The sequence below is a fragment of the Halobaculum rarum genome (assembly GCF_040025155.1).
Classification (GTDB): Archaea; Halobacteriota; Halobacteria; order Halobacteriales; family Haloferacaceae; genus Halobaculum; species Halobaculum rarum.
Genome location: NZ_CP157275.1, coordinates 303369 through 324554, shown reverse-complemented (window position 1 = coordinate 324554; position 21186 = coordinate 303369). Strand labels below are relative to the sequence as shown.

26 protein-coding genes and 1 pseudogene are annotated in these 21186 nt (G+C 66.7%); 18 read left to right on the top strand and 9 right to left on the bottom strand.

Translation table 11 applies throughout. From position 1 onward, the window contains the following. Positions 1–85 precede the first annotated feature (85 nt). Together ABJD39_RS01735 and aglJ are read left to right on the top strand one after the other, a co-directional pair. A pseudogene (locus ABJD39_RS01735) lies at positions 86–605 on the top strand (bifunctional sugar-1-phosphate nucleotidylyltransferase/acetyltransferase); the annotation flags it as partial. A gap of 49 nt (positions 606–654) precedes the next feature. Then, positions 655–1665: an S-layer glycoprotein N-glycosyltransferase AglJ gene (gene aglJ / locus ABJD39_RS01730; RefSeq protein WP_348611317.1), complete on the top strand. Its 1011-nt coding sequence runs from the start codon at positions 655–657 to the stop codon at positions 1663–1665. Here the strand turns inward: aglJ and ABJD39_RS01725 are convergent. Further along, positions 1627–1953, bottom strand: a complete 327-nt coding sequence (locus tag ABJD39_RS01725; protein ID WP_348611314.1) for a hypothetical protein — start codon at positions 1951–1953, stop codon at positions 1627–1629. The two genes, aglJ and ABJD39_RS01725, sit on opposite strands and share 39 nt — an antisense overlap. A 132-nt stretch (positions 1954–2085) precedes the next feature. On the opposite strand from ABJD39_RS01725, the gene ABJD39_RS01720 reads away from it, so the two are divergent. Next, positions 2086–2295 (top strand): ribbon-helix-helix domain-containing protein, encoded by a 210-nt coding sequence (locus ABJD39_RS01720; protein WP_284061966.1) that lies wholly within the window; start codon positions 2086–2088, stop codon positions 2293–2295. A gap of 37 nt (positions 2296–2332) precedes the next feature. Here the strand turns inward: ABJD39_RS01720 and ABJD39_RS01715 are convergent, their stop codons facing one another. Together ABJD39_RS01715 and ABJD39_RS01710 are read right to left on the bottom strand one after the other, a co-directional pair. Beyond that, positions 2333–2839, bottom strand: a complete 507-nt coding sequence (locus ABJD39_RS01715) for a hypothetical protein (protein WP_348611311.1) — start codon at positions 2837–2839, stop codon at positions 2333–2335. Between the two features lie 10 nt (positions 2840–2849). Continuing rightward, the gene (locus ABJD39_RS01710; protein WP_348611308.1) at positions 2850–3530 is read right to left on the bottom strand and encodes a hypothetical protein; all 681 of its coding nucleotides are present in this window, start codon (positions 3528–3530) and stop codon (positions 2850–2852) included. A 57-nt stretch (positions 3531–3587) separates the two neighbouring features. Here ABJD39_RS01710 and ABJD39_RS01705 point away from each other — a divergent pair, with 57 nt between their 5' ends. Both ABJD39_RS01705 and ABJD39_RS01700 read left to right on the top strand, forming a co-directional pair. Then, the gene (locus tag ABJD39_RS01705; protein WP_348611305.1) at positions 3588–4355 is read left to right on the top strand and encodes a VOC family protein; all 768 of its coding nucleotides are present in this window, start codon (positions 3588–3590) and stop codon (positions 4353–4355) included. Continuing rightward, positions 4352–4504 carry a hypothetical protein gene (locus ABJD39_RS01700; protein ID WP_348611302.1) on the top strand — a complete coding sequence of 51 codons (153 nt, stop codon included), beginning with the start codon at positions 4352–4354 and terminating at the stop codon, positions 4502–4504. Before ABJD39_RS01705 ends, ABJD39_RS01700 begins: the two co-directional genes overlap by 4 nt. 117 nt (positions 4505–4621) lie before the next feature. On the opposite strand, the gene ABJD39_RS01695 is transcribed toward ABJD39_RS01700, so the two are convergent. After that, positions 4622–4939, bottom strand: coding sequence for an antibiotic biosynthesis monooxygenase (locus ABJD39_RS01695; RefSeq protein WP_348611299.1), 318 nt, complete (start codon positions 4937–4939; stop codon positions 4622–4624). Positions 4940–5005: 66 nt separating this feature from the next. Here ABJD39_RS01695 and ABJD39_RS01690 point away from each other — a divergent pair, with 66 nt between their 5' ends. Continuing rightward, a complete protein-coding gene (locus ABJD39_RS01690) occupies positions 5006–5215 on the top strand; it encodes a hypothetical protein (protein WP_348611296.1) in 210 nt (69 codons plus the stop codon). Between the two features lie 188 nt (positions 5216–5403). Next, positions 5404–7659, top strand: a complete 2256-nt coding sequence (locus ABJD39_RS01685) for a PAS domain-containing protein (RefSeq protein WP_348611293.1) — start codon at positions 5404–5406, stop codon at positions 7657–7659. Positions 7660–7812: 153 nt separating this feature from the next. On the opposite strand, the gene ABJD39_RS01680 is transcribed toward ABJD39_RS01685, so the two are convergent. Then, positions 7813–8094 carry a ribbon-helix-helix domain-containing protein gene (locus ABJD39_RS01680; protein ID WP_348611290.1) on the bottom strand — a complete coding sequence of 94 codons (282 nt, stop codon included), beginning with the start codon at positions 8092–8094 and terminating at the stop codon, positions 7813–7815. A gap of 135 nt (positions 8095–8229) precedes the next feature. Beyond that, complete coding sequence (locus ABJD39_RS01675; RefSeq protein WP_348611287.1) at positions 8230–8664, bottom strand: universal stress protein; 435 nt, start codon at positions 8662–8664, stop codon at positions 8230–8232. 169 nt (positions 8665–8833) lie between these two features. On the opposite strand from ABJD39_RS01675, the gene ABJD39_RS01670 reads away from it, so the two are divergent. Continuing rightward, on the top strand, positions 8834–9142 hold the full coding sequence (locus ABJD39_RS01670; protein ID WP_348611284.1) for a cupin domain-containing protein: 309 nt from the start codon (positions 8834–8836) through the stop codon (positions 9140–9142). 42 nt (positions 9143–9184) lie between these two features. Here the strand turns inward: ABJD39_RS01670 and ABJD39_RS01665 are convergent, their stop codons facing one another. Next, positions 9185–9475, bottom strand: coding sequence for a DUF5779 family protein (locus ABJD39_RS01665; RefSeq protein WP_348611282.1), 291 nt, complete (start codon positions 9473–9475; stop codon positions 9185–9187). Between the two features lie 348 nt (positions 9476–9823). Between ABJD39_RS01665 and ABJD39_RS01660 the strand changes: the two genes are divergently transcribed. The 8 genes from ABJD39_RS01660 to ABJD39_RS01625 all read left to right on the top strand — a co-directional run bounded on the left by ABJD39_RS01660 (position 9824) and on the right by ABJD39_RS01625 (position 18321). Continuing rightward, a complete protein-coding gene (locus ABJD39_RS01660) occupies positions 9824–11005 on the top strand; it encodes a LeuA family protein (protein WP_348613681.1) in 1182 nt (393 codons plus the stop codon). Between the two features lie 330 nt (positions 11006–11335). Beyond that, complete coding sequence (ilvB, locus tag ABJD39_RS01655) at positions 11336–13180, top strand: biosynthetic-type acetolactate synthase large subunit (protein ID WP_348611279.1); 1845 nt, start codon at positions 11336–11338, stop codon at positions 13178–13180. Beyond that, positions 13177–13968: an acetolactate synthase small subunit gene (ilvN, locus tag ABJD39_RS01650; protein ID WP_348611276.1), complete on the top strand. Its 792-nt coding sequence runs from the start codon at positions 13177–13179 to the stop codon at positions 13966–13968. The genes ilvB and ilvN overlap by 4 nt, the downstream gene beginning before the upstream one ends. A 24-nt stretch (positions 13969–13992) precedes the next feature. Then, the gene (gene ilvC / locus ABJD39_RS01645; RefSeq protein ID WP_348611273.1) at positions 13993–15060 is read left to right on the top strand and encodes a ketol-acid reductoisomerase; all 1068 of its coding nucleotides are present in this window, start codon (positions 13993–13995) and stop codon (positions 15058–15060) included. After that, positions 15053–15223 carry a hypothetical protein gene (locus tag ABJD39_RS01640; protein ID WP_348611270.1) on the top strand — a complete coding sequence of 57 codons (171 nt, stop codon included), beginning with the start codon at positions 15053–15055 and terminating at the stop codon, positions 15221–15223. Before ilvC ends, ABJD39_RS01640 begins: the two co-directional genes overlap by 8 nt. Then, positions 15220–16671 carry a 3-isopropylmalate dehydratase large subunit gene (gene leuC, locus ABJD39_RS01635; protein ID WP_348611268.1) on the top strand — a complete coding sequence of 484 codons (1452 nt, stop codon included), beginning with the start codon at positions 15220–15222 and terminating at the stop codon, positions 16669–16671. The genes ABJD39_RS01640 and leuC overlap by 4 nt, the downstream gene beginning before the upstream one ends. Next, on the top strand, positions 16668–17324 hold the full coding sequence (locus tag ABJD39_RS01630) for a 3-isopropylmalate dehydratase small subunit (RefSeq protein ID WP_348611265.1): 657 nt from the start codon (positions 16668–16670) through the stop codon (positions 17322–17324). Before leuC ends, ABJD39_RS01630 begins: the two co-directional genes overlap by 4 nt. Then, positions 17317–18321 carry an isocitrate/isopropylmalate dehydrogenase family protein gene (locus ABJD39_RS01625; protein ID WP_348611263.1) on the top strand — a complete coding sequence of 335 codons (1005 nt, stop codon included), beginning with the start codon at positions 17317–17319 and terminating at the stop codon, positions 18319–18321. Before ABJD39_RS01630 ends, ABJD39_RS01625 begins: the two co-directional genes overlap by 8 nt. An 81-nt stretch (positions 18322–18402) precedes the next feature. Here ABJD39_RS01625 and ABJD39_RS01620 read toward each other — a convergent pair whose 3' ends face one another. Further along, the gene (locus tag ABJD39_RS01620) at positions 18403–18870 is read right to left on the bottom strand and encodes a DUF5799 family protein (RefSeq protein ID WP_348611261.1); all 468 of its coding nucleotides are present in this window, start codon (positions 18868–18870) and stop codon (positions 18403–18405) included. 112 nt (positions 18871–18982) lie between these two features. Here ABJD39_RS01620 and ABJD39_RS01615 point away from each other — a divergent pair, with 112 nt between their 5' ends. Next, a complete protein-coding gene (locus ABJD39_RS01615) occupies positions 18983–19543 on the top strand; it encodes an NYN domain-containing protein (RefSeq protein ID WP_431357859.1) in 561 nt (186 codons plus the stop codon). Between the two features lie 88 nt (positions 19544–19631). After that, complete coding sequence (locus ABJD39_RS01610) at positions 19632–20030, top strand: universal stress protein (RefSeq protein WP_348611258.1); 399 nt, start codon at positions 19632–19634, stop codon at positions 20028–20030. A gap of 104 nt (positions 20031–20134) precedes the next feature. On the opposite strand, the gene ABJD39_RS01605 is transcribed toward ABJD39_RS01610, so the two are convergent. Beyond that, the gene (locus ABJD39_RS01605) at positions 20135–21130 is read right to left on the bottom strand and encodes a radical SAM protein (RefSeq protein WP_348611255.1); all 996 of its coding nucleotides are present in this window, start codon (positions 21128–21130) and stop codon (positions 20135–20137) included. Positions 21131–21186 lie beyond the last annotated feature (56 nt).

Here is a 21186-nt window from a genome sequence, read left to right as displayed (position 1 = left end):
GATCTCCAGATGGTACCGCCTCAACACTACCAAGGTGCCGAGGAGTAACGCACAGTCAACTGTAGAGCAGACGGCACAGCTCTCTAAGCTTGACGAACTGGAGCGTCGGACGACGGCGACGTACACGACGACGCCGACCTCCGCGGCGCGGTCGTCGTCGAAGCGGGCGCGGAGATCGATTCGGGTGTCGTGATCGAAGGTCCCACGCTGATCCGATCGGGCGCGAGCGTGGGTCTGAACGCGTACGTTCGCGGGCGAACACTCATCGGATGTGACGCAACGGTCGGTCACAGCGTCGAGGTGAAAAACAGCGTGTTGATCGAGGGTGCTACCGTGGGTCACCTCTCGTACGTCGGTGACAGCGTTCTCGGTCGCAACGTGAACTTCGCCGCGAGGACGACTGTTGCGAGAACCTCCGTCACGACGACGAGGACGTCTGGACGCTCGTGAAGGGGGAGGTCGTCTCGCCCGGACGCCGGAAGTACGGTGTGACCTCTGGCGACGGCGCGAAGACGGGCATCCAGACGAGTTTGAATGCGGGGGTGAAGTTGGAGACGGAGGCTCGTACGGGGATCAGCGAACGGATCGTCCGGACGGATCGCTGAGCGATTACTCCCGAAACCCCTAACTCGCCACCACCTCCACCCAACACACATGACCGACGACGTCTGCGTACTCCTCCCCACCTACGACGAGACCGCCACCGTCGCAGACGTCGTCACCGATTTCCGCGACCACGGCTTCACCAACATCCTCGTCATCGACGGCGGCTCCACGGACGACACCCGCGAGCGCGCTCGCGACGCCGGCGCGCGCGTCGAGATCCAGTCGGGCTCCGGAAAGGGCCAGGCGATCCGCGAGGCCGTCCGCGAGCACATCAACACGAACTACGTCCTCATGGCCGACGCAGACGGCACCTACCGCGCGAGCGACGCCGACGCCATGCTCGAACCGCTCCGAAGCGGCACCGTGGAGCACGTCATCGGCGACCGCTTCGCCGACATGCACGACGACGCGATGACGGGGCTCAACCGCGTCGGCAACACCATCTTCAACGGGCTGTTCTCGCTTATCCACCGCGAGGACTTCGGCGACATCCTCTCGGGGTACCGCGCGTTCACCGTCGACTCCTTCAAGCGCCTCCGCCTCTCGGCGGACGGCTTCGGTATCGAGACGGAGCTGGCCGTCGAGTGCGCGCGCCACGGCGTCCGCACGACGGTCGTCCCGATCACGTATCTCCCGCGCCCGGACGGCTCGAACACGAACCTCCACCCGGTCCGCGACGGGGGGATCATCCTGATGGCTATCTACCGGCAGGCGAAGACCTCGAACCCGCTGTTCTACTTCGGGAGCGCGGGCGCCGTGTCCGGGATCGCGGGCGTACTCGTCGCCGCGTACGTCGGGTACGACTGGTTCGTCAACGGGATCCCGCACAACGTGCTCGCGATCGTCGCCGGCGTCGGGATCATCCTGGGCGTACAACTGCTCATCTTCGGCGTGCTCTCGGACCTGCTCGTCACGCTCCACGGCGAGACGCTCGACCGGGTCGAGGCGCTCGAGCGGGAGTTCGATTCCACGAGTGCCGGGACGGCAGACGGGCCGACGGCCGACGACGCGGCGGACGCCTCAGAAGGGGAGGAGCGCGCGGACCCGCCCGAGCAGTGATCCCGCGCCGCTGCGCCGCCGGTCCTCGAAGATCGGATGGAGACGATTGAGGAGGTCTCGCTCGGTTTCGAACTGTTCCTCGGGAAGCTCGCGGAGCACCTCCGCCAGATCGAGCGTGTTGCCCGCAGCGTCGTAGGGGACGCCGGTGTTCCCCATCGACGCGATCAGCTCCTCGGTCGTCGCCGGAAACTGCACGCCGGCTCGGTCGAGGCGCGCGTCCAGCGCCGCGATGCCGAACTCGATGGATTCGGGCTCCCCCGTGTCCCCCTGCGGCGGTCTGGCTGCCATTACGCCGCGTTGCCGCTCCGGGGACTAAAACGGACCGGGCCCGCGACGCGGACCGGTGCGCCGCGGCGAGCCGCGCGGACCGCCGTCGGCGGCTCCGTCGCGCTTATCGGTCGCGCGCCCGTTGCCCGAGCCATGACCGACTACACCACCGTCTCCATCCCGAAGGACCTCGCCGAGCGCGTCGAGGAGACGCTCGAGGGGACGAGCTTCTCGTCGACCTCCGACCTCGTGCGCTTTCTCCTCCGCAGCATCGTGATCCAACACCAGAAACAGGGGTCGCTCTCGGAGGCACAGTTCGAGGAGATCACCGAGCAACTCCGCGACCTCGGCTATTTAGAGTAGCGCGAGCGTGACGCCGACCGCTCGACAGCGACGCGACTCACTCGTCGACGTACTCTTCGGGCGGGTGCGCGTCGACGACGACCAACTCCCGGCGGCGTCCTCGCCGGTCGTACGCGGTCACGTTCTCAGTGTCGTACGGCGGCACCGCCACCAGCACCGCGGCCGCGAGGTCGTCCTCCTCGGTGAGCCGGCGGTCGCCGTCGGGATGCGAGAGAAAGCGTGCACGGCCCGCAGGTCGACCCAGATCCATCCCGAACACCGCCGAGACGGACCCGGCCGCCGCCGGGAAGTAGAAGTGCGTGAGCACGGGCGTCGACGGATCCAGATCCGCAGGTCTGTCGACCAACTCGCCTCCGGGCGTCGCGTCGAGGACGACGTTCTCGGCTTTGGGGTCGGCGTCGGCCGCACGTTCGACCAGCAGCGAGAGCAGGTCGGCGGAGATGTACACCGGCGCGGGGTCCTCGCGGGGGGTGGCGGCGTCCGTTCCAACCGCTCCGTCCGTCGACGTGTCGGCGGGGCCGTCGCCGCCGGCTGGGGGGATCACGACGGGGCGCTCACCCGAGGAACTGCCGGAGGGCCTTCGCGTACAGTCCCGGCGCGTTTCCGCGCGAACTGTCGAGCGCGGCCGCGAGCTCGCGTCCGGCGCCCTCCATGACGCCGGCGCCGTGTCCACACAGCACCCGCTCGGGGTCCAGCCCGGACAGCGCACGGCGCGGCGGGAACAGTCGGAGCATCGGATGGACACCGAGCGTCTCCGCCCCCGTGCGCATGAACGAGGAGGCCCCGACGGACTCGGAGACGTACAGCGTGCCGCCGTCCTCGTCGTACAACCCGACCTCCTGCCACGGCGGGATCGAGGAATCGCGGACCGTGATCGCCTGCAACCCGCCGAGCTGGCGTCCGAACCGCTCGACGGGCGCGTCGAGCTTCGTGGCGACGCCCGTCATCCAGTCGGGCACGTACACGGGCACGTCGTGGCGGGTCGCGATCGCCGCCGCGTCGCGCTTGTGGCGGTCGAGACAGACGGCGACTCCGGCGACATCACCCTCAAGATCCGCGAGAAGGTCGTCGACGCCGTCGGCGTCCACCGGATCCAGTACCCACACGTCGCCGTCGACCGACAGGGCGTGGCTCGCGCGCTCCATCGCCTCGTCGGGGTAGGCGATCCAGCCGACGCCGTCGTCGAACTCGTCGATCACGGTGAGGTCGGCGTCGCCGGACCCTTTCATCGGCATGGACGGTGACAGGAGCGCCGCGGGCTTAAGTGGGGTGCCGCCGGAAGGGCGGACGAGATGACGACGCGACCCCCGACGACGCAGCCGCGCCCGGCGCTCGCGTCGCTCGCGCTGGAGGTGACCGACCTCGGGCGCGCGGCGACGTGGTACGCCGACACGTTCGGCCTGGTCCCGACCCGTCGAACCGCCACCGAGTGCGCCTTCGACGTCGGCGGCACCGAGTTCGTGCTCCGGCGGCCCGACTCGGTTCCGCGCGGCGGCCTCCACACGCACTTCGCGTTCGAGACGCCTGCCCGCGAGTACCCCGCCTGGCGCGCTCGCTTCCCGGACGCGCCGGAGGTCGACTTCGGCTCGTTCCGCTCGATGTATCTCGAGGACGACGACGGCCACGCCCCGGAGATCGGCGGGACGGCCCCCCACGGGACGGGGACCGGTCTCGTCGGGGTGTTCGAGGTGGTGCTGGAGGTGGCGAACGTCGATCTCGCGAGCGACTGCTGGTCGGCACTCGGCTTTTCGGCGGTCGATCGCGGCGACGAGCGGCGACGGGTCCGAATGCGCGGCCCCGCGGGGGCCGACCGGCAGTTCGACGTGGAGCTGTGGGAACCCCAGTTGGGGATCGCGGGCGCCCGCGGCGGCGTCCACGTCGACCTGGCGCTCCGGGTACGCGAGCCCGCGGCCGTCGCGGAGCACGCCTACGGCGACCTCCCCTCGGTGATGGTTCGGGAGGCACCCGACGGGTCGGTCGAGCTGTACGACCCGGACGGTCACCACCTCGTATTGTTGCCCGCGGACGAGGCTGCGGGCTCGGAGGAGGCGGAGCCGTGACCGGGAATCGGTCCGACGACGGCGGCGACAGATCTGATCACGACGACCGACACGTCGCGGTCGAGGACGTGCCGAACACGCCGAACCCGACGCGCGCGAAACGCGAGTTGGACGAGGCGGTCGGCGCGTCGCTGTTCGGGTGTGAATAGTTCTGGTGAATTCCGTTCAGGTGAGGTTCACCGAGTCGACAGGGGTCATCCTGCGGTGTTGTCTCACCGACGCACCGGGCAGCTCACTTTCATGGAAGTAGCGGTGAATCGTCCCATCTAGTAATCTACCTGCTCTCTCACCTCGTAGTGCTGAGCATGCTCGTCGAATCTCGCGAGTACTTCACGCGCCTCTCGGGGAACGTGAGCGGTCTCATAATCCTCACCTGCGAATTGCTTCACTGATTTGATCGATCTGAATCGCATGATCGTAATGAACTCGATCTCCTCCGAATGTGAGCGACGTAACACCCGAACCCCACGATACCCGTCGATGTCTTTGTCAGCAAAGCTCGGGAGTATCTGCTCTCTCAGAAGTCGCTCATACTCGTCCGCATCCTCCGGGGTCGTCCATCCGTGCCAAATGCGTTCAATCATCGGATCCCTCGTCAATCGATCCATTCCGGGGGGACGCATATAGGAGTCATGGGGTGAATTGTCAGTATGGGATCTGACGACGATCTCCGTGCCTTCATGACTGACGACCTCAGTGGGGGAACTCTTCGAGGACGGCGGAGTCACCGCGAGAGAATCGGGAACCTGATCGCGAGTACGTACCTCACCGATGAGAACGACATAGATCGCGGGGAAATATCCGCCGTGGATGGCGTGGGTATGGAGGCGGCGAAGGGTACGATCAACATGGTCGAGTGACCTGACCGTCGTGAGATCTACCAGCGACAGTAAGAGTTCTAACCGATGTGCTACGGAGTTCAACAGAACCGCATTGCAGAACACCTCAGTCAGGTGTATCGACGGTAGCACTTCGATTGTATCCGTACAAAGCGCTGAAGAATATATTTTTGAGAAAGACCTTTGCGAAGGGTATCGTACACTCCCGTATGCATCTTCTCTGTGTCGATGACGACACGAATTTCTTGGATCTCACTACCACGTTTTTACAACGCAAACTCCCTGCGGCGACAATACATACTGCGACACGCGTCCACGACGCGCGGACACTCATCGAGACGGAACCGATTGCGTGTATCGTGTGCGATTATGAGATGCCGGACCAGAACGGGCTTGAATTCTTACACGCCGTTCGTGAAACCCACGCAGACTTGCCGTTTATTCTCTTTACAGGGAAAGGCTCAGAAGAGATCGCCAGCGAAGCCATCTCTGCGGGAGTAACCGATTACCTACAGAAACGCGGACCAGAACAGTACGACCGGCTTGCCACACGCATCCGTCACGCAGTTGCCCAGTACCAAACGGAACACGAACTGCGAGAACGAGTGAAAGAACTCACCGCGATTCAAACGATCAGCGATCTACTCACTGACAGTGACGGCCGGTTGACGGGACCAATCCAGCAAGTCGTTACGTACCTTCCACAGTCGCTGCAATTCCCGGACGCGGCAGTTGCTTCGCTCGCTATCGATGAGACCGAGTTCACATCTCCGGAGTACGAACCACCAGTCCATCAACTTACAGTCCATGACGTGACCACCGCCGGCAACGAACTTGCACTCACAATTGGCTATACGACCGACACAGTGGCTGAGACGGACAGTGATGTGTTTCTCCCCGAAGAACGAGAGCTCATCACCACGATTCTGCAGCTCGTCACAGCGTACCTTGACCGGCGACACGTCCTCTCAGACCTCCAAGAGGCAGACCGCCGTCTGAACCTCATCCTCGAAAACACGACGGCAGTGATGTATCTGAAGGATACTGATGGCCGGTACGTGTTTGTGAATGCTGAATACGAGCGCTTGTTCAATATAGACTCCGAGGAGATTGTCGGACAGGACGACGCGGCCATCCACCCTCCGGACATGGCTGAAACCGTCCACGCGAACGATCGCCGTGTCCTCGAAACAGGCGAACCGATCGAGATTGAAGAACAAATCACAGTGGACGGTGACGAGCGAACGTATCTCTCATTGAAAGTCCCTGCGCGGGATACCGCTAGCGACATAGCGGGCGTGTTCGGCGTGTCCACAGAGATCACCGACCACAAAAAACGAGAACGCCAACTCGAAGCACTCAACAAAGAGATACCACGGTTATTGTCAGCTGAGACAGTCGAGGAGGTCGCCGAACGCGGGGTTGTCGCCGCTCGTGAGATCTTGGATCTACAGGCGAACGCGATTCATCTGTACGACGCCGAGAACGAGGAATTGGCTCCTGTTGCGTACACGGATGATGTTCTGGAGCTTATCGGTGAGCCCCCGACGTTTCGCGACGGAGAGAGCATCGCGTGGCGGGTGTTTAAGGATGGAACCGCGACAGCGATCGATGATATCCAGACTGACGCAGATATCTACAACTCGGAGTCACCGATCCGCAGCGAGTTGTACCTCCCGTTGGGTGAGCACGGTATCTTGATGGCCGGGTCGCCAACTCCCTCGGATTTCGATTCACAGGACGTCACCATCGGCGAACTCCTTGCCGCCCACCTTCGGACAGCACTCTCTCAGGTCACCACCGAACAGGCGTTACGTGAGCGAGAGGCGGAGTTAGAAGCGCAAAACGAACGGCTTGACCAGTTCGCCAGTATGGTTACACATGACCTCCGCAACCCGTTATCAGTTGCAGCCGGGAACCTCGAATTATATCAGGAAACCGGTGATAACTCACATCTCGAAACGATCGACACGGCCCTCACCCGTATTCAGGAACTCATCACCGACCTCTCGACACTCGCACGTCACGGGATCCCCGACGAAAACCACGAGCCAGTGGACGTGTCTGAGGTGGCCCACGATGCATGGGAATTGATCGATACGCGGTCAGCAACCCTGTCAACGGATCCGTGTACGGTGACCGGAGACGCAAGCCAGCTCACGGCACTCTTCGAGAATCTGTTCCGGAATGCGGTCGGACACGGTGGCGCAGACGTGACTGTCCGGGTTGGCTCGCTGGAGAACGGGTTCTACGTCGAAGACACCGGGAAGGGGATTCCCCCTGACGAACGTGACACCGTGTTTGATCACGGGTATACGACAGGCTACAGCGGAAGCGGTGTCGGACTCACAATTGTCTCACGAATTGCCAAAGCTCACAACTGGGACGTTACCATTACAGACAGCAACGAAGGCGGCGCCCGGTTCGAGTTCCGAACTTCACGCTCAGCTGAAACGGGTAACTAAGCGGACTGTACGTACCGAAGCGACTCACCACGCCAGGACGCATTTCCACAATCCGATTGGGGTGGAACAGACGCCCAGTAGGTGTGCATATCGAACACCAGCGAATCGAGGTCCGCCTGTGCCTTCGAGGCGAGTACCCATGTCCACCTGTCGTCACTCATCGCCCGTCCCAAACCGATCGCGAACCTCCCCCGCGCTCATCGTCCCGTCTTCACGAATATCTTCCTCAGCGGCGAGCAGGGCGATCAGCTCGTCGCGGTCGAACGTCGGGAACTCGACCGCGTCTCGGAGCGTGTAGCGAATGAACTCGCTGCGACTGTTGAACCCTCGCCCCCGCCATGTCGCGTCGATCGCTTCGAGGAACGACTCCGTCGTTTTGAAATTCACCGTGACGATGTCGTCCTCACTGTCTCCGTTTGTGATTGCTTTGGACATATGCTGGTAATACAATCGTCTTACCACTAGTCGTTTCGCCGAATATCTCGCTCTCGAACTACCGGTGAATATAACTCCATCACGGATCGGTCGATGTAGGGATTTCAGCTATCCCTGTGGAATCGGGGGCCGGCCTCACGCGTCTCCGGTGCCCGCACCGCCGACCACGAGTGTCGGGAGCTCCGTCAGTCTGACCACACGCTCTGTCGTGCTTCCGGCGGTAGCAATGCGTGAAAACCCGGTCCGGCCCTGCGTCCCCATGACGATGAGGTGGACCTCGTAGTCGGTGGCGGCGTCGACGATCTCCTCGCTGGGCGTCCCACGGCGAACGTGGCGCTCGATGCGTACGCCGCGCTCCTCGCCCAGTGCGGCCACCCCGTCCAGCGCCTCCTCGCCGATCTCTTCCTGTTTCTCGACCGCAAAGTCCCAGTGGCCGCTCGGCCCTGCCTGTTCGACGACGAACAGCGCGTGGACTATCGCGCCGAACTGCTCGGCCAGATTTATCGCGTGTTCGGCTGCTAAGTTGCTGTGGTCGCTCCCGTCGATCGGGACGAGGATACGTTCGTACATGTGGCCATCAGCGCGCGGCACGACGATAAACGGGGGGATAGATCGCTCGTCAGTAAGCACGCATACTGAGCGAATCGGGCCATTCAGTTTCAAAGTTCATTCTGAATAAAGAAATCGTACTACCAACTACTGGTAGAGAGATCTCAGTTTCCGGCGCGGCGGCGTACTTTTGGGGTGTAACTACTCCGAAGCTGACCCCGGCGAGAGCGTGCCGTGGGAGTACCACCGCCACCCCGACCACGAGGAGCTGTTCTACGTGATCGCGGGCGAACTGGCGGTCAAGACATCGGAGCGGACCTGCCGCGTCGGCGCGGACGAGGCGTTCTTCGTCCCGCGTGACGCGCCGAACCGGGCGGTCGCCGTCGGCGACGTGCCGTGTCGGTTCCTCGCGGTCGGCGCCACGAAAGCCACTGACGGGGCGGTGATCAACGAGGAGTGTCCCGCATGCGGCGCCGAGACCGACCGCTTCTCGGGGTAGCCGTCAGGAGGCTCGGAACACCTCCGAGAAAGGCGGGGACGCTCAGCTCAGTTTCTCGGTGTCGACGTCGACGCCCGGCGGGGAGACGACGAGGAACCCCCGGAAGTGGGTCAGCTCCCCGCCCATGTCCTTCACCTCGCGCGCGAAGCCGGCGGCCCGCTCGTTCAGGTCCCCCTCGACAGCGAGCACGAGCACGTTGCCGTACTCCACGTTGCGAACCCAGTGCTCGGGCTCGGTCTCCCCGTCGAGCACCCCCAAGATCACGTCCCCCACCGTCCCCTCCGACTCGATCATCTCCTCGGCGTCGCGGAGGTCGAGCCCGAAATCGGTCATATCGCGGCTCACGGCGTGTGCTTTCAAAAGGGTTCGGTCCACGGTCGGACGCCCGTCTGACTCCGGCGGACCGGCGAACGTCTCGCACCCGCGGTCGGCCGGATGGTGCCGATCCCCGCATCCGTCAATATCATGCATATTAGGAAATACTAAGAATCGTATTCGACGGGTAGTCCGCGCAGTCATGCGATTACATGGTAGATCGAACGTTCGTGATTGATCGATGCGGCGGCGTCGGTCTGTCCGACCACAACGCTTTACAATCAGTTCTGCTCTCGAATGGGATGATGTCCCATAACCAGGACTCGTCGGTAACCAGTCCGGCGGAACGAGTTCTTCCAGGGCACACTGAGTGCAACTGACGAGTTCGATTCTGTCCGCATCTTCGACACGACGCTTCGCGACGGCGAGCAGTCGCCGCGCACGTCGTTCGACTACGAGGAGAAACGAGAGATAGCCGCGGCGCTCGACGAGCTGGGCGTGTCCGTCATCGAGGCGGGGTTCCCGGTCAACTCCGACGCGGAGTTCGAGGCCGTCAAAGACATCGCGGGGTCGACCGACACGACCGTCTGCGGGCTCGCCCGCGTGGTCGAGAAGGACATCCAGGCCGCCATCGACTCGGGGGTCGGGATGATCCACACGTTCGTCTCCACGAGCGACGTGCAGATCGAGGACTCGATGCACGCCACCCGCGAGGAGGTGAAACAGCGGGCGGTCGAGGCCGTCGAGATGGCCAAGGAGTCCGGCGCGGAGGTGATGTTCTCCCCGATGGACGCCACCCGCACCCAGGAGTCGTTCCTGGTCGAGGTGATCGAGGCCGTCGACGAGGTCGGCGTCGACTGGATCAACATCCCCGACACCTGCGGGGTGGCGACGCCGCGCCGCTTCGGCGACCTGATCGAGGTCGTGACCGAGCACACCGACGCCGGCGTCGACGTCCACACCCACGACGACTTCGGGCTGGCCGGCGCGAACGCGCTGGCCGGCGTCGAGGCGGGCGCCCACCAGATGCAGGTGTCGGTCAACGGCATCGGCGAGCGCGCCGGCAACGCCGCGCTCGAGGAGGTCGTCATGGCCGCCGAGTCGCTGTACAACGCCGACACCGGCGTCGACACGACACAGATCACCGAGGTGTCGCGCATGGTCGAGCAGGCCAGCGACATCGCGGTGCCGCCGAACAAGCCCGTGGTGGGGCGCAACGCCTTCAGCCACGAGTCCGGCATTCACGCCGCCGGCGTCATCGAGAACAGCGACACGTTCGAGCCGGGCGTCATGACTCCGGAGATGGTCGGCGCGACCCGCGAACTGGTGATGGGCAAACACACCGGTACCCACTCGGTCCGCGAGCGGCTGACCGACACCGGCTTCGATCCCACGGAGTCGGAGGTACGCGCCATCACCCGCCGCGTGAAGGACGCCGGCGCCGAGGGGCGCGTGACGATGTCCGACGTGCGCCGGTTCGCCCGCGAGGAGGGTGTCGCCGAGATGGACGACCCCGAGGAGGAGCGCGATCGGGAGGCACGCGTCTGACCGGTCAGATGCGCGATGCCGGCGATCGGGGGCGACGCCGTCAGCGGGTGCAATCGTTGCCACCCGCGTCACCGTTATACGCGCCGAGCCGAAAGTGGTGGCGAGATGACGACACGGCCCGCGCCGACCGCCGTTCGCCCGGCGTCCGCCGAGCGTGTCGTCGCCCTTCTCGCCGGGATCGCGGGTATTGTAGGGGCGTAAGCGCCCCCACATCACCCACCCCCGACCCATGTACCGACGACCGCCCGAGGCACGTATCGACGGCGACCGACCAGCGACCAGCGATCACGACCGCGAACGAATGACACACACGGACGAAGCACACCGACGATGAGCGAGCCAGCGACCCCCGACGCCGCGTCGCCCGACGAGGGCGACCCGGAGGGGCGAACCGACGACGAACAGGAACGATCCGAGCCGACAGACAGCACGGAGACCAGCGAGGAGGCAGCCGCAGCACGCGAGGAGGCCGCGACGCGCGCGCCCGGCTCGGGCGCCGAGGCGGTCATCGCCGCGCTCGAGGCCGCGGGCGTGGAGACCGCCTTCGGCGTGCAGGGCGGGGCGATCATGCCCGTGTACGACGCGCTGTCGGCGTCGACGGTCGATCACGTGACGATGGCCCACGAACAGGGCGCCGTCCACGCGGCCGACGCCTACGGCATCGTCCGCGGCGACCCGGGCGTCTGCATGGCGACCTCCGGGCCGGGCGCGACGAACCTCGTCACGGGCATCGCCGACGCGTCGATGGACTCGGACGCGATGCTCGCGCTGACCGGGCAGGTGCCCTCCGACATGGTCGGCTCCGACGCGTTCCAGGAGACCGACACCGTCGGCGTCACCGCGCCCGTCACGAAGCACAACTACTTCGCCAACGACTCCGACGAGGTCGGCCGCACGGTCGGCGAGGCGTTCGCGCTCGCGAACACCGGCCGCCCGGGACCGACGCTGGTCGACCTCCCGAAGGACATCACCTTCGGCGAGACCGACCGCCCGGTCGGCGAGCCGACCGCGCCCGATCGCGCCGTGCCCGACCTCGAGGCCGACGAGGAGCAAGTCGAGGCGGCCGCGCGCGCGATCCAGAACGCCGAGCGCCCCCTTTGCCTGTTCGGCGGCGGCGTGATCAAAGGCGACGCGACCGAGCAGGCGCGAGCGTTCGCTCGCGAGTTCGAGATCCCGGTCGTGACGACGATGCCCGGTATCGGGAGCTTCCCCGAGGACGACGACCTGTGTCTCTCGTGGGCGGGCATGCACGGTACCGGCTACGCCAACATGGCGATCACGCACACCGACTGTCTCATTGCGGTCGGGACGCGCTTCGACGACCGCCTCACCGGCGGCGTCGACACGTTCGCCCCCGAGGCGGAGGTCGTCCACGTCGACATCGACCCCGCCGAGATCTCGAAGAACGTCCACGCGGACTACCCGGTCATCGGCGACGCCGCGACCGTCCTCGACCAGCTCGACGCCGCCATCGGCTACGGCGACGCCCCCGACACCGAGTCGTGGTGTGCGCAGTGCGACGAGTGGCGCGAGGAGTACCCGATGGACTACGCCATCGACCCCGACGAGCCGGTGAAGCCGCAGTTCGTCGTCGAGGCGTTCGACGCCGCGATGGACGATGACGCGTACGTGACCACGGGCGTCGGCCAACACCAGATGTGGGCCGCCCAGTACTGGACGTACCGCGAGCCGCGCACGTTCGTCTCCTCGCACGGACTGGGAACGATGGGGTACGGCCTGCCCGCCGCCATCGGCGCCCGCGTCGCCGCCGACGACGACCGCGAGGTGATCAGCTTCGAGGGCGACGGCTCGTTCCTGATGACGATCCAGGAGCTGTCGGTCGCCGTCCGCGAGAACCTCGACATCACGGTCGTCGTGCTCAACAACGAGTACATCGGGATGGTCCGCCAGTGGCAGGACGCCTTCTTCGAGGGCAACCACATGGCGTCCCAGTACGACTGGATGCCGGAGTTCGACACGCTCGCGGAGGCGTTCGGCGCGAAGGGCTTCCGCATCGACGAGTACGACGACGTGGAGGACGTCGTCGAGGCGGCGCTCGCCTACGACGGCCCCTCCGTCGTCGACGCCCACATCGACCCCGAGGAGAACGTCTACCCGATGGTCGCCAGCGGCGCGGCGAACGGACAGTTCGCGCTCGCGGAGGATCAGTTATGAGCGGCGACGTCGATGGAGACCGACCCGAAGGCGAGGACGACGGCTCCCCCGAGGAGGCCGCCGCCGACGGCGGCACCGACCACCCGGCAGAGGCTCCGATCGCGGAACACGCCCGGCCCGCCGGAAGCAACGCCCCCGAGACGGGGCTGGCGGGACCGACCCCCGAGGAGCGCCCGCACCCGACGGGCCGCCGCGACGAACACGGCGTCCGCAAGGAGCCCGACCACGGCCCCGAGCCGGCGCGCCGGGCGACCGTCTCGGCGCTCGTCGAGGACGAACCCGGCGTGCTCGCGCGCGCCGCGGGGCTGTTCCGCCGGCGCCAGTTCAATATCGAGAGCCTGACGGTCGGCCCGACGACCGTCGAGGGCCACTCGCGGATCACGCTGGTCGTCGAGGAGACCGAGGCGGGCATCGAGCAGGCGAAAAAGCAGCTCGCGAAGCTCACGCCCGTCATCGCGGTGGGCGAGCTGAGCGAGGACGCCGTCGCCGCCGAACTCGTGCTGCTGAAGGTGCGCGGGAGCGAACCCGACAAGGTCCACGCGATCACCTCGATGTACGACGGGCAGACGCTCGATGCGGGCCCGCGCACCATCACGGTGCAGATCACCGGCGACGAGACCACGATCGACGACGCGATCGACGCGTTCGACCAGTTCGGCATCATCGAGATCTCCCGGACCGGTCAAACCGCGCTCGAGCGCGGTGACTCCCCGACGACGCCCGGCGAGGAGCCGGGTCACTCGGCGGGCTCGACCGACGACGACGAGTTCACCAACTACGACGACTGACGACACACACGACACACCACAACGATGACAGACACCGATTCCACCCTCGACACCGAGGTATACTACGACGACGACGCGGACCGCTCACAGATCGACGACAAGACCGTGGCCGTGCTCGGCTACGGCAGCCAGGGCCACGCCCACGCGCAGAACCTCAACGACTCCGGCGTCGACGTGGTCGTCGGCCTGCGCGAGGACTCCTCCTCGCGTGCGGCCGCCGAGAGCGACGGACTGCGCGTCGAGACCCCCGCCGACGCCGCCGCCGAGGCGGACATCGTCTCCGTGCTCGTCCCCGACACCGTCCAGCCGGCCGTCTACGAGGAGATCGAGGACGGTATCGAGCCGGGCGACACGCTCCAGTTCGCGCACGGCTTCAACATCCACTACAACCAGATCGTCCCGAAGGAGGGCGTCGACGTGACCATGGTCGCGCCGAAGTCGCCGGGGCACCTCGTGCGGCGCAACTACGAGGCCGGCGAAGGGACGCCGGGGCTGCTCGCCGTCTACCGGAACGAGACGGGCGAGGCCCGCGAGGAGGGGCTCGCGTACGCCCAGGCAATCGGCTGCACCCGCGCGGGCGTCGTCGAGACCACCTTCCGAGAGGAGACGGAGACGGACCTCTTCGGCGAGCAGGCGGTGCTGTGCGGCGGCGTCACCTCGCTCGTCAAGCAGGGGTACGAGACGCTCGTCGACGCCGGCTACTCCCGCGAAATGGCGTACTTCGAGTGCCTGAACGAGCTGAAGCTCATCGTCGACCTGATGTACGAAGGCGGGCTCGGCGAGATGTGGGACTCGGTCTCGGACACCGCCGAGTACGGCGGGCTCGTCAAGGGCGACGAGGTCGTCGACGAGCACGCCCGCGAGAACATGGAGGAGGTGCTGGAGGCGGTGCAGGACGGTACTTTCGCCCGCGAGTGGATCGCCGAGAACCAGGCCGGTCGGCCCTCCTACACGCAGCTTCGCGAGGCCGAGAAGAACCACGACGTCGAGGACGTGGGCGAGGATCTGCGCGCGCTGTTCGCGTGGGACGCCGAGGAGGAAGCGGGGGAGGCCGACGATGAGGAGAAGACCGAGGTCCGCGCCGATGACTGAGGACCGAGACCGGACGGCCGCGACCGACGGCGGCCGCGACGGCGACACCATCGCCGACGTGGACCACGAGCCGCCCGAGGGCGCCGCCGACCCGAACGCGGTGTGGGAGCGGGGCGAGGAGTCGCCCGCCGCCGAGACCGACAACGACGGCGAGCGACGATGAGCCGGGGCACGCTGTACGACAAGGTCTGGGAGCGCCACAAGGTCGCGGACCTGCCGAACGGCCAGGACCAGCTGTTCATCGGCCTCCATCTCGTCCACGAGGTGACGAGCCCGCAGGCGTTCGGAATGCTGCGCGAGCGCGACATGGAGGTCGCGTTCCCGGTGCGCACCGTCGCGACGACGGACCACATCGTCCCGACGACGAGCGAGGGGCGCGAGCGCCCGCTGGCGGACGAGCGCGCCGAGGAGATGCTCACGCATCTGGAGCACAACACCGAGGAGGCGGGCATCCGCTTTTTCGGCCTCGACGACGACCGCCAGGGCATCGCCCACGTCGTCGGCCCGGAGTTGGGCTTCGTCCAGCCGGGGATGACCGTCGTCTGCGGCGACAGCCACACCTCCACCCACGGCGCCTTCGGTGCCATCGGGATGGGGATCGGCACCAGCCAGATCCGCGACGTGTTCGCCACCGGCTCGATCTCGGCCGACAAGAAGGCCGTCCGGCGCGTCGAGGTCACCGGCGAACTCGGCGACGGCGTCGGCGCCAAGGACGTGATCCTCCACGTCATCCGCGAACTCGGCGTCGACGGCGGCGTCGGCCACGTGTACGAGTACGGCGGCGAGGCGATCCGGAGCCTCGACATGGAGGGCCGCCTCGCGGTGTGTAACATGTCCATCGAGGGCGGCGCCCGCGCGGGCTACATCAACCCCGACGAGACCACCTACGAGTACCTCGAGGGCAGAGAGTTCGCCCCCGATGGCGACGAGTTCGAGGAACGCAAGGAGTACTGGGAGTCGATCCGCTCGGATGAGGACGCCCAGTACGACGACTGGGTCGAGGTCGACGCCGACGACCTCGCGCCACAGGTGTCGTGGGGCACCAACCCCGAGCAGGTCGTCGGCGTGGACGAACCCGTACCCGAGCCGAGCGAGACGCGCGACCCCGACGCCGCCGAGTCCGCACAGGCACACACCGAGGTCACGCCCGGCGAGACGATGGAGGGACACGAGGTCGACGTGGCGTTCCTCGGCACCTGCACGAACGGCCGCGTCGCGGACTTCCGCGAGGCCGCGCGGGTGCTGAAGGGCCGCGAGGTCGCCGACGACGTGCGCGCGCTCGCCGTCCCCGGCTCCGGCACAGTCAAGCGAAAGCTGGAGGCCGAGGGCATCGATCAGGTGTTCAAGGACGCGGGCTTCCAGTGGCGCGAGGCCGGCTGTTCGATGTGTCTGGCGATGAACGACGACGCGCTGGAGGGCGACGAGGTCTGTGCGTCCTCCTCGAACCGCAACTACGTCGGTCGCCAGGGGAGCACCGAGGGACGCACCCACCTGATGTCGCCCGGGATGGTCGCCGCCGCGGCCGTCGAGGGCGCCGTGACCGACGTGCGCGAGTTCGACCTCGCCGACGAGGTGGGGGGGTCGGTCGCGGACGCGGAGGTGGACGGATGAGCGGAAACGGCGACGCGCCCGGGAGCGCCGGCGACGACGCGCCCGAGACGGACGGGACGGCGGTGCCCGAGATCCGGCGCGTCGCCGGCACCGGAGTGCCGGTCCGCGGCGACGACATCGACACCGACCAGATCCTCCCCGCGCGGTTCCTGAAGGCGGTCACGTTCGACGACATGGGCGAGTACGCCTTCTACGACCAGCGCCGCGACGCCGACGGCGAACCCAACGACCACCCGTTCAACGAGTTTCAGGGCGCGAACGTCCTCGCGGTGAACGACAACTTCGGCTGCGGCTCCTCGCGCGAGCACGCCCCGCAGGGGCTGATGCGCTGGGGCGTCGAGGCCATCGTCGGCGAGTCGTTCGCGGAGATCTTCCAGGACAACTGCAAGTCGCTGGGGATCGCGACGCTCGCGGTCGACCACGAGGACGCCGTCGACCTGCAGGACTTCATCGAGGCGAACCCCGATGCCGGCATCGAGGTGGACGTGCGCGCGGAGACCGTCCGCTACGACGGGAAGGCCGTCGACGGCGACGTGCCCGACGCGATGCGCGAGGCGCTGCTGGAGGGTATCTGGGACACGACCGCGGTGATGCGGACGAACCTCGACCGCGCGAAGGCCGTCAACGACAGCCTCCCGTACACCGATGACTGAGACGGGATCCGACGCCGACGCTCTCCCCGAGATCGTGGTCATCGAGGGCGACGGCATCGGCCGCGAGGTCGTCCCGGCGGCCGTCGAGGTGCTGGAGACGGTCGGCGACTACACGTTCACCGAGGCCGAGGCGGGCGACGCGACGCTCGACGAGACGGGCGAGGCGTTGCCCGCGGAGACGTACGAGCTCGCCGCCTCCGCCGACGCGACGCTGTTCGGCGCCGCGGGCGAGTCGGCCGCCGACGTGATCCTCCCCCTTCGGGAGGCCGTCGGCTCGTTCGTCAACGTCCGCCCGGCGCGGGCGTACCCCGGCGTCGACGCGCTCCGGCCGGAGACGGACCTCGTGTTCCTCCGGGAGAACACCGAGGGCGTGTACGCCGGCCACGAGGACCGCCTCACCGACGACGTGTCGACGCTCACGCGCGTCGTCACCGAGTCGGCCTCGCGGCGCCTCGGCGAGTTCGCCTGCGAGTACGTCGAGGAGCGCGGCAAGGACGGCTTCACCGTCGCGCACAAGGCGAACGTGATGCGCGAGACCGACGGGCTGTTCCGCGACACGGTGCTCGCGACGGCCGACGAAGCGGGCGTCGATGCCGACACCGTCCTCATGGACGCGTTCGCGACGCGCGTGTGTCTCGACCCCGAGCAGTTCGACGTGATCGTCTGCCCCAACCTCGCGGGCGACGTGCTCTCGGACCTCGCCGCCGGGCTGGTCGGCGGGCTCGGACTGCTCCCGTCCGCGAACGTCGGGGCCGAACGCGGCCTGTTCGAGCCGGTCCACGGCACCGCGCCGGACATCGCCGGCGAGGGCGTCGCGAACCCCTCGGCGACGATCCTCTCGGCGGCGATGCTCGTCGAGTCGCTCGGCGACGACGACGCCGGGGAACGGATCCGCTCGGCCGTCGAGGGCGTCCTCTCGGACGGCCCGCGGACGCCCGATCTGGGGGGCGAGGCGACGACGCGCGAGGTGACCGACGCGGTGCTGGCCCGGCTGTAACGACCGACGGCGACGGCTTCCTGTCCGCGACGCTGACTCCCCCCGTACGCACGTGAACCCATCCCCGCACGCGACGCGGACTTATTCCTGATACGCGAGCCGGACCTGCTCGAACTTCCCCTTCGATTCGAGGTGTCGCTGAAGCTCGTCGGCGTACTCCTGTGTGAGTCGCTCGGCCGCCTCCAACTGCTGTTGGTCGACGCCGCCGCTCCCGCCGCCCCCGCCGCCGCCGAGGATGGCGTCCTTGATGTCGGAGACGAGATCGCCGAACACGCCGCCCGAGGAGCCGCCGTCGGGGTCGCCGCCGCCGGCCATCGCGCCCATCTGCTGGGAGATGTTGTCCAACTCGGGCATGATCTGCGGCAGCTTCGACGTGTCGGCGACGATCCGCGCGTCCTCCGGGTCGGTGGCGTCCTCGATCTCGAACTCGACGGCAGTCATGATCAGCCCCCACTCCTGGTTCGAGAACTCCGACTGTCGGATCCGATCGTTGAACTCGCGGTCGACAGTCATCCGTTCGCCGACGATCGCGTCGGTCCAGTTGCTCATGCCTGCACGATCGCGGGCGGCTGGTATGTCGGTTTCCCTCGCGCCAGCACGACCGACGCGCCGGCAGGGCTGGAACCGGAACGCGTATCGGCCGCCGTCTGCTCCCCTCGCCATGGGACTGCTGGATCGCGTCTTCGGACCGCGTGCCGCCGGCGGCGACGCCCGCGCGACGGACGAGCGGCCTGCCGCCGACGCCCGGACGGCGGGCCCGCGCGGCCCGTGGCGCGGCGCCGACGGCGATCCCGCGGCGCCGCGGGGCGTCGCGCTGTTCGTCGACGGCCCGAACGTCTTTCGCGAGGAGTTCGAGGTGGACTTCGCCGACCTGCGGGCGGCGGCATGCGAGGGCGAGACGGACGGCGATCTCGTCACCGCGCGACTCTACCTCGACGAGCACGCCACGCCGGGACTCATTCAGGCGGCGGAGGCCAACGGCTTTCAAGTGATCACCACCAGCGGCGACGTGGACGTGAAGCTCGCCGTCGACGTGGCGTCGTTCGCGGCCGAGCGCCGGGCGGCGACGATCGCCGTCGCCTCCCGCGACACGGACTTCAAGCCCGCGCTGGAAGTCGCCAACGAGTACGGATTGCGGACGCTCGCGATCGCGCCGGGGAGCTACGGGCGGTCGGACGCGCTGCGGCGGAGCGCCGACGACGCGGTGACGCTCGGGGAGTAACGGCTCCGATCCCGTGGGGGACTCCGCGGCGCTCACCTCCTCCAGAACTACCCGTACGTATATGTTCTTTCACTATCAATTAGTACGTATGAAGCACGTCCTGCTGGCTCTCGACAAGAGCGACGACCGCGCCGTCGCCCAGGCGGAGACGGTTCGCGACCTGTTCGACCCGGAACACACCACCGCGCACCTGTTACACGACTTCACAGACAACTTCGAGGGGGCGTCAGTCGGCCAGATAGCTGCCGTCCGACACGCGGCGAACATCCTCGAGGACGCCGGGATCGCCGTGGAGTACCACGAGACGAGCGGGACCCCCTCGAAATCTATCATCGAGGCCGCAGACGAACTGGACGTTGATGCCATCACTATCGCCGGGCGCAAGCGCTCGAAGGCGGGGAAGGCGCTCTTCGGGAGCGTCTCTCAGGAGGTTATCCTCGGGACGGACCGCCCGGTCCTCGTTTGCACCCGAAAAACCGAACAGTGACCGGGGGGCGTTCCTCAGGGGCCGGTTGTGCTGTCGGACGTTCGTCGCTCCGGTTGACAACTCCGATCAACGTCCCGTAGCGTTCACCGGAGCGATCGTCTCGGCTACGCCAGCGGCGTCCGCTCGACGACCGTGCCGTCGTAGGTCGGGTACTGCTCGACGACCTCGCCGTCGTCGAGGTCGCCCTCCTCGATCATCTCCTCCAGCAGCCACCACGCCACCTCGACGTGCTCGGACTTGACGGAGTAGAACTCCTCGGGCACCTCCAGCGCCTCGAAGCGCTCCGGGGTGGTGTACGTCTTCCCGTACACGAGGGTGCCGTCGTCGGTCACCTCGTCGAACGGGCGGCGGAGGTTGCGCGCCATCCGTTTGAGGCGGTTGCGGTGCTGTGCGGCGTCCTTGAACACGGAGGTGCAGAAGTACACCCGCTCGTGGTCGCCCATCACGTCGAGGATCTCCTCCTTCGAGCCGTCGACGGCCGACATGTGCCCCTCCTGCAGCTCGAAGCCCTGCTCTTGCATCCGGCGGTAGTTCCCGTCGGACATCTCGAACTCGTTGATGTTACAGAAGTCCGCGGCCCCCTCGTCGAGGAACTCCAGGAACTCCTCCTCCGCGCGGATACCGGGGATCTCGAACGCCGGCGTCAGCCCCTCTTCGCGGGCGATATAGAGGATGTCCTCCCACTCGGTGCCGTGGAGGTCGCCCCACTGTTCCACCGGCGGGTGAAAGCGGATCTCGTCGAGCCCGGCCTCCGACAGGCGGCGCATGTTCTCGCGACCGCCCGGGATACCCGTGTAGAGGTGCGTGTGGTGGTCCTCGCCGAACTCCTCTTTCAGCAGGCGGAGGTACCGCGTCGTCTTCCCCATCGCCTCCTGGGGCTCACCGCCGGTGATGGAGGTGCCCAGCGCGGACATGCGCTTGGCCTCCTCGATCACGTCCTCGTCTGACTCGACGAGGCGCTCGTTGGCGTACACGTCGGTGACGTTCTTGCGGTTCTCCCCGAGCGGACAGTAGAAGCAGTCGCGCTGGTCGCAGTAGCCGTACACGAACAGCACCATCTTCCCCCCTTTGGCGCACTGTTCACAGCCCTTCGAGATCATTCAGTACGCGATGTACCGGTCCGAGCGGCAAAAGCGGTGCGATGCTGGGTCGTCTT

What these genes read in the sequence shown, in the direction of transcription:
- aglJ (WP_348611317.1), top strand. Translation starts at nt 655, where the DNA reads ATGACCGACGACGTCTGCGTACTCCTCCCCACCTACGACGAGACCGCC.
- ABJD39_RS01725 (WP_348611314.1), bottom strand. Translation starts at nt 1,953, where the DNA reads ATGGCAGCCAGACCGCCGCAGGGGGACACGGGGGAGCCCGAATCCATC.
- ABJD39_RS01720 (WP_284061966.1), top strand. Translation starts at nt 2,086, where the DNA reads ATGACCGACTACACCACCGTCTCCATCCCGAAGGACCTCGCCGAGCGC.
- ABJD39_RS01710 (WP_348611308.1), bottom strand. Translation starts at nt 3,530, where the DNA reads ATGCCGATGAAAGGGTCCGGCGACGCCGACCTCACCGTGATCGACGAG.
- ABJD39_RS01705 (WP_348611305.1), top strand. Translation starts at nt 3,588, where the DNA reads ATGACGACGCGACCCCCGACGACGCAGCCGCGCCCGGCGCTCGCGTCG.
- ABJD39_RS01695 (WP_348611299.1), bottom strand. Translation starts at nt 4,939, where the DNA reads ATGATTGAACGCATTTGGCACGGATGGACGACCCCGGAGGATGCGGAC.
- ABJD39_RS01690 (WP_348611296.1), top strand. Translation starts at nt 5,006, where the DNA reads ATGGGATCTGACGACGATCTCCGTGCCTTCATGACTGACGACCTCAGT.
- ABJD39_RS01685 (WP_348611293.1), top strand. Translation starts at nt 5,404, where the DNA reads ATGCATCTTCTCTGTGTCGATGACGACACGAATTTCTTGGATCTCACT.
- ABJD39_RS01680 (WP_348611290.1), bottom strand. Translation starts at nt 8,094, where the DNA reads ATGTCCAAAGCAATCACAAACGGAGACAGTGAGGACGACATCGTCACG.
- ABJD39_RS01675 (WP_348611287.1), bottom strand. Translation starts at nt 8,664, where the DNA reads ATGTACGAACGTATCCTCGTCCCGATCGACGGGAGCGACCACAGCAAC.
- ABJD39_RS01665 (WP_348611282.1), bottom strand. Translation starts at nt 9,475, where the DNA reads ATGACCGATTTCGGGCTCGACCTCCGCGACGCCGAGGAGATGATCGAG.
- ilvB (WP_348611279.1), top strand. Translation starts at nt 11,336, where the DNA reads ATGAGCGAGCCAGCGACCCCCGACGCCGCGTCGCCCGACGAGGGCGAC.
- ilvN (WP_348611276.1), top strand. Translation starts at nt 13,177, where the DNA reads ATGAGCGGCGACGTCGATGGAGACCGACCCGAAGGCGAGGACGACGGC.
- ilvC (WP_348611273.1), top strand. Translation starts at nt 13,993, where the DNA reads ATGACAGACACCGATTCCACCCTCGACACCGAGGTATACTACGACGAC.
- ABJD39_RS01640 (WP_348611270.1), top strand. Translation starts at nt 15,053, where the DNA reads ATGACTGAGGACCGAGACCGGACGGCCGCGACCGACGGCGGCCGCGAC.
- leuC (WP_348611268.1), top strand. Translation starts at nt 15,220, where the DNA reads ATGAGCCGGGGCACGCTGTACGACAAGGTCTGGGAGCGCCACAAGGTC.
- ABJD39_RS01630 (WP_348611265.1), top strand. Translation starts at nt 16,668, where the DNA reads ATGAGCGGAAACGGCGACGCGCCCGGGAGCGCCGGCGACGACGCGCCC.
- ABJD39_RS01625 (WP_348611263.1), top strand. Translation starts at nt 17,317, where the DNA reads ATGACTGAGACGGGATCCGACGCCGACGCTCTCCCCGAGATCGTGGTC.
- ABJD39_RS01620 (WP_348611261.1), bottom strand. Translation starts at nt 18,870, where the DNA reads ATGAGCAACTGGACCGACGCGATCGTCGGCGAACGGATGACTGTCGAC.
- ABJD39_RS01615 (WP_431357859.1), top strand. Translation starts at nt 18,983, where the DNA reads ATGGGACTGCTGGATCGCGTCTTCGGACCGCGTGCCGCCGGCGGCGAC.
- ABJD39_RS01610 (WP_348611258.1), top strand. Translation starts at nt 19,632, where the DNA reads ATGAAGCACGTCCTGCTGGCTCTCGACAAGAGCGACGACCGCGCCGTC.
- ABJD39_RS01605 (WP_348611255.1), bottom strand. Translation starts at nt 21,130, where the DNA reads ATGATCTCGAAGGGCTGTGAACAGTGCGCCAAAGGGGGGAAGATGGTG.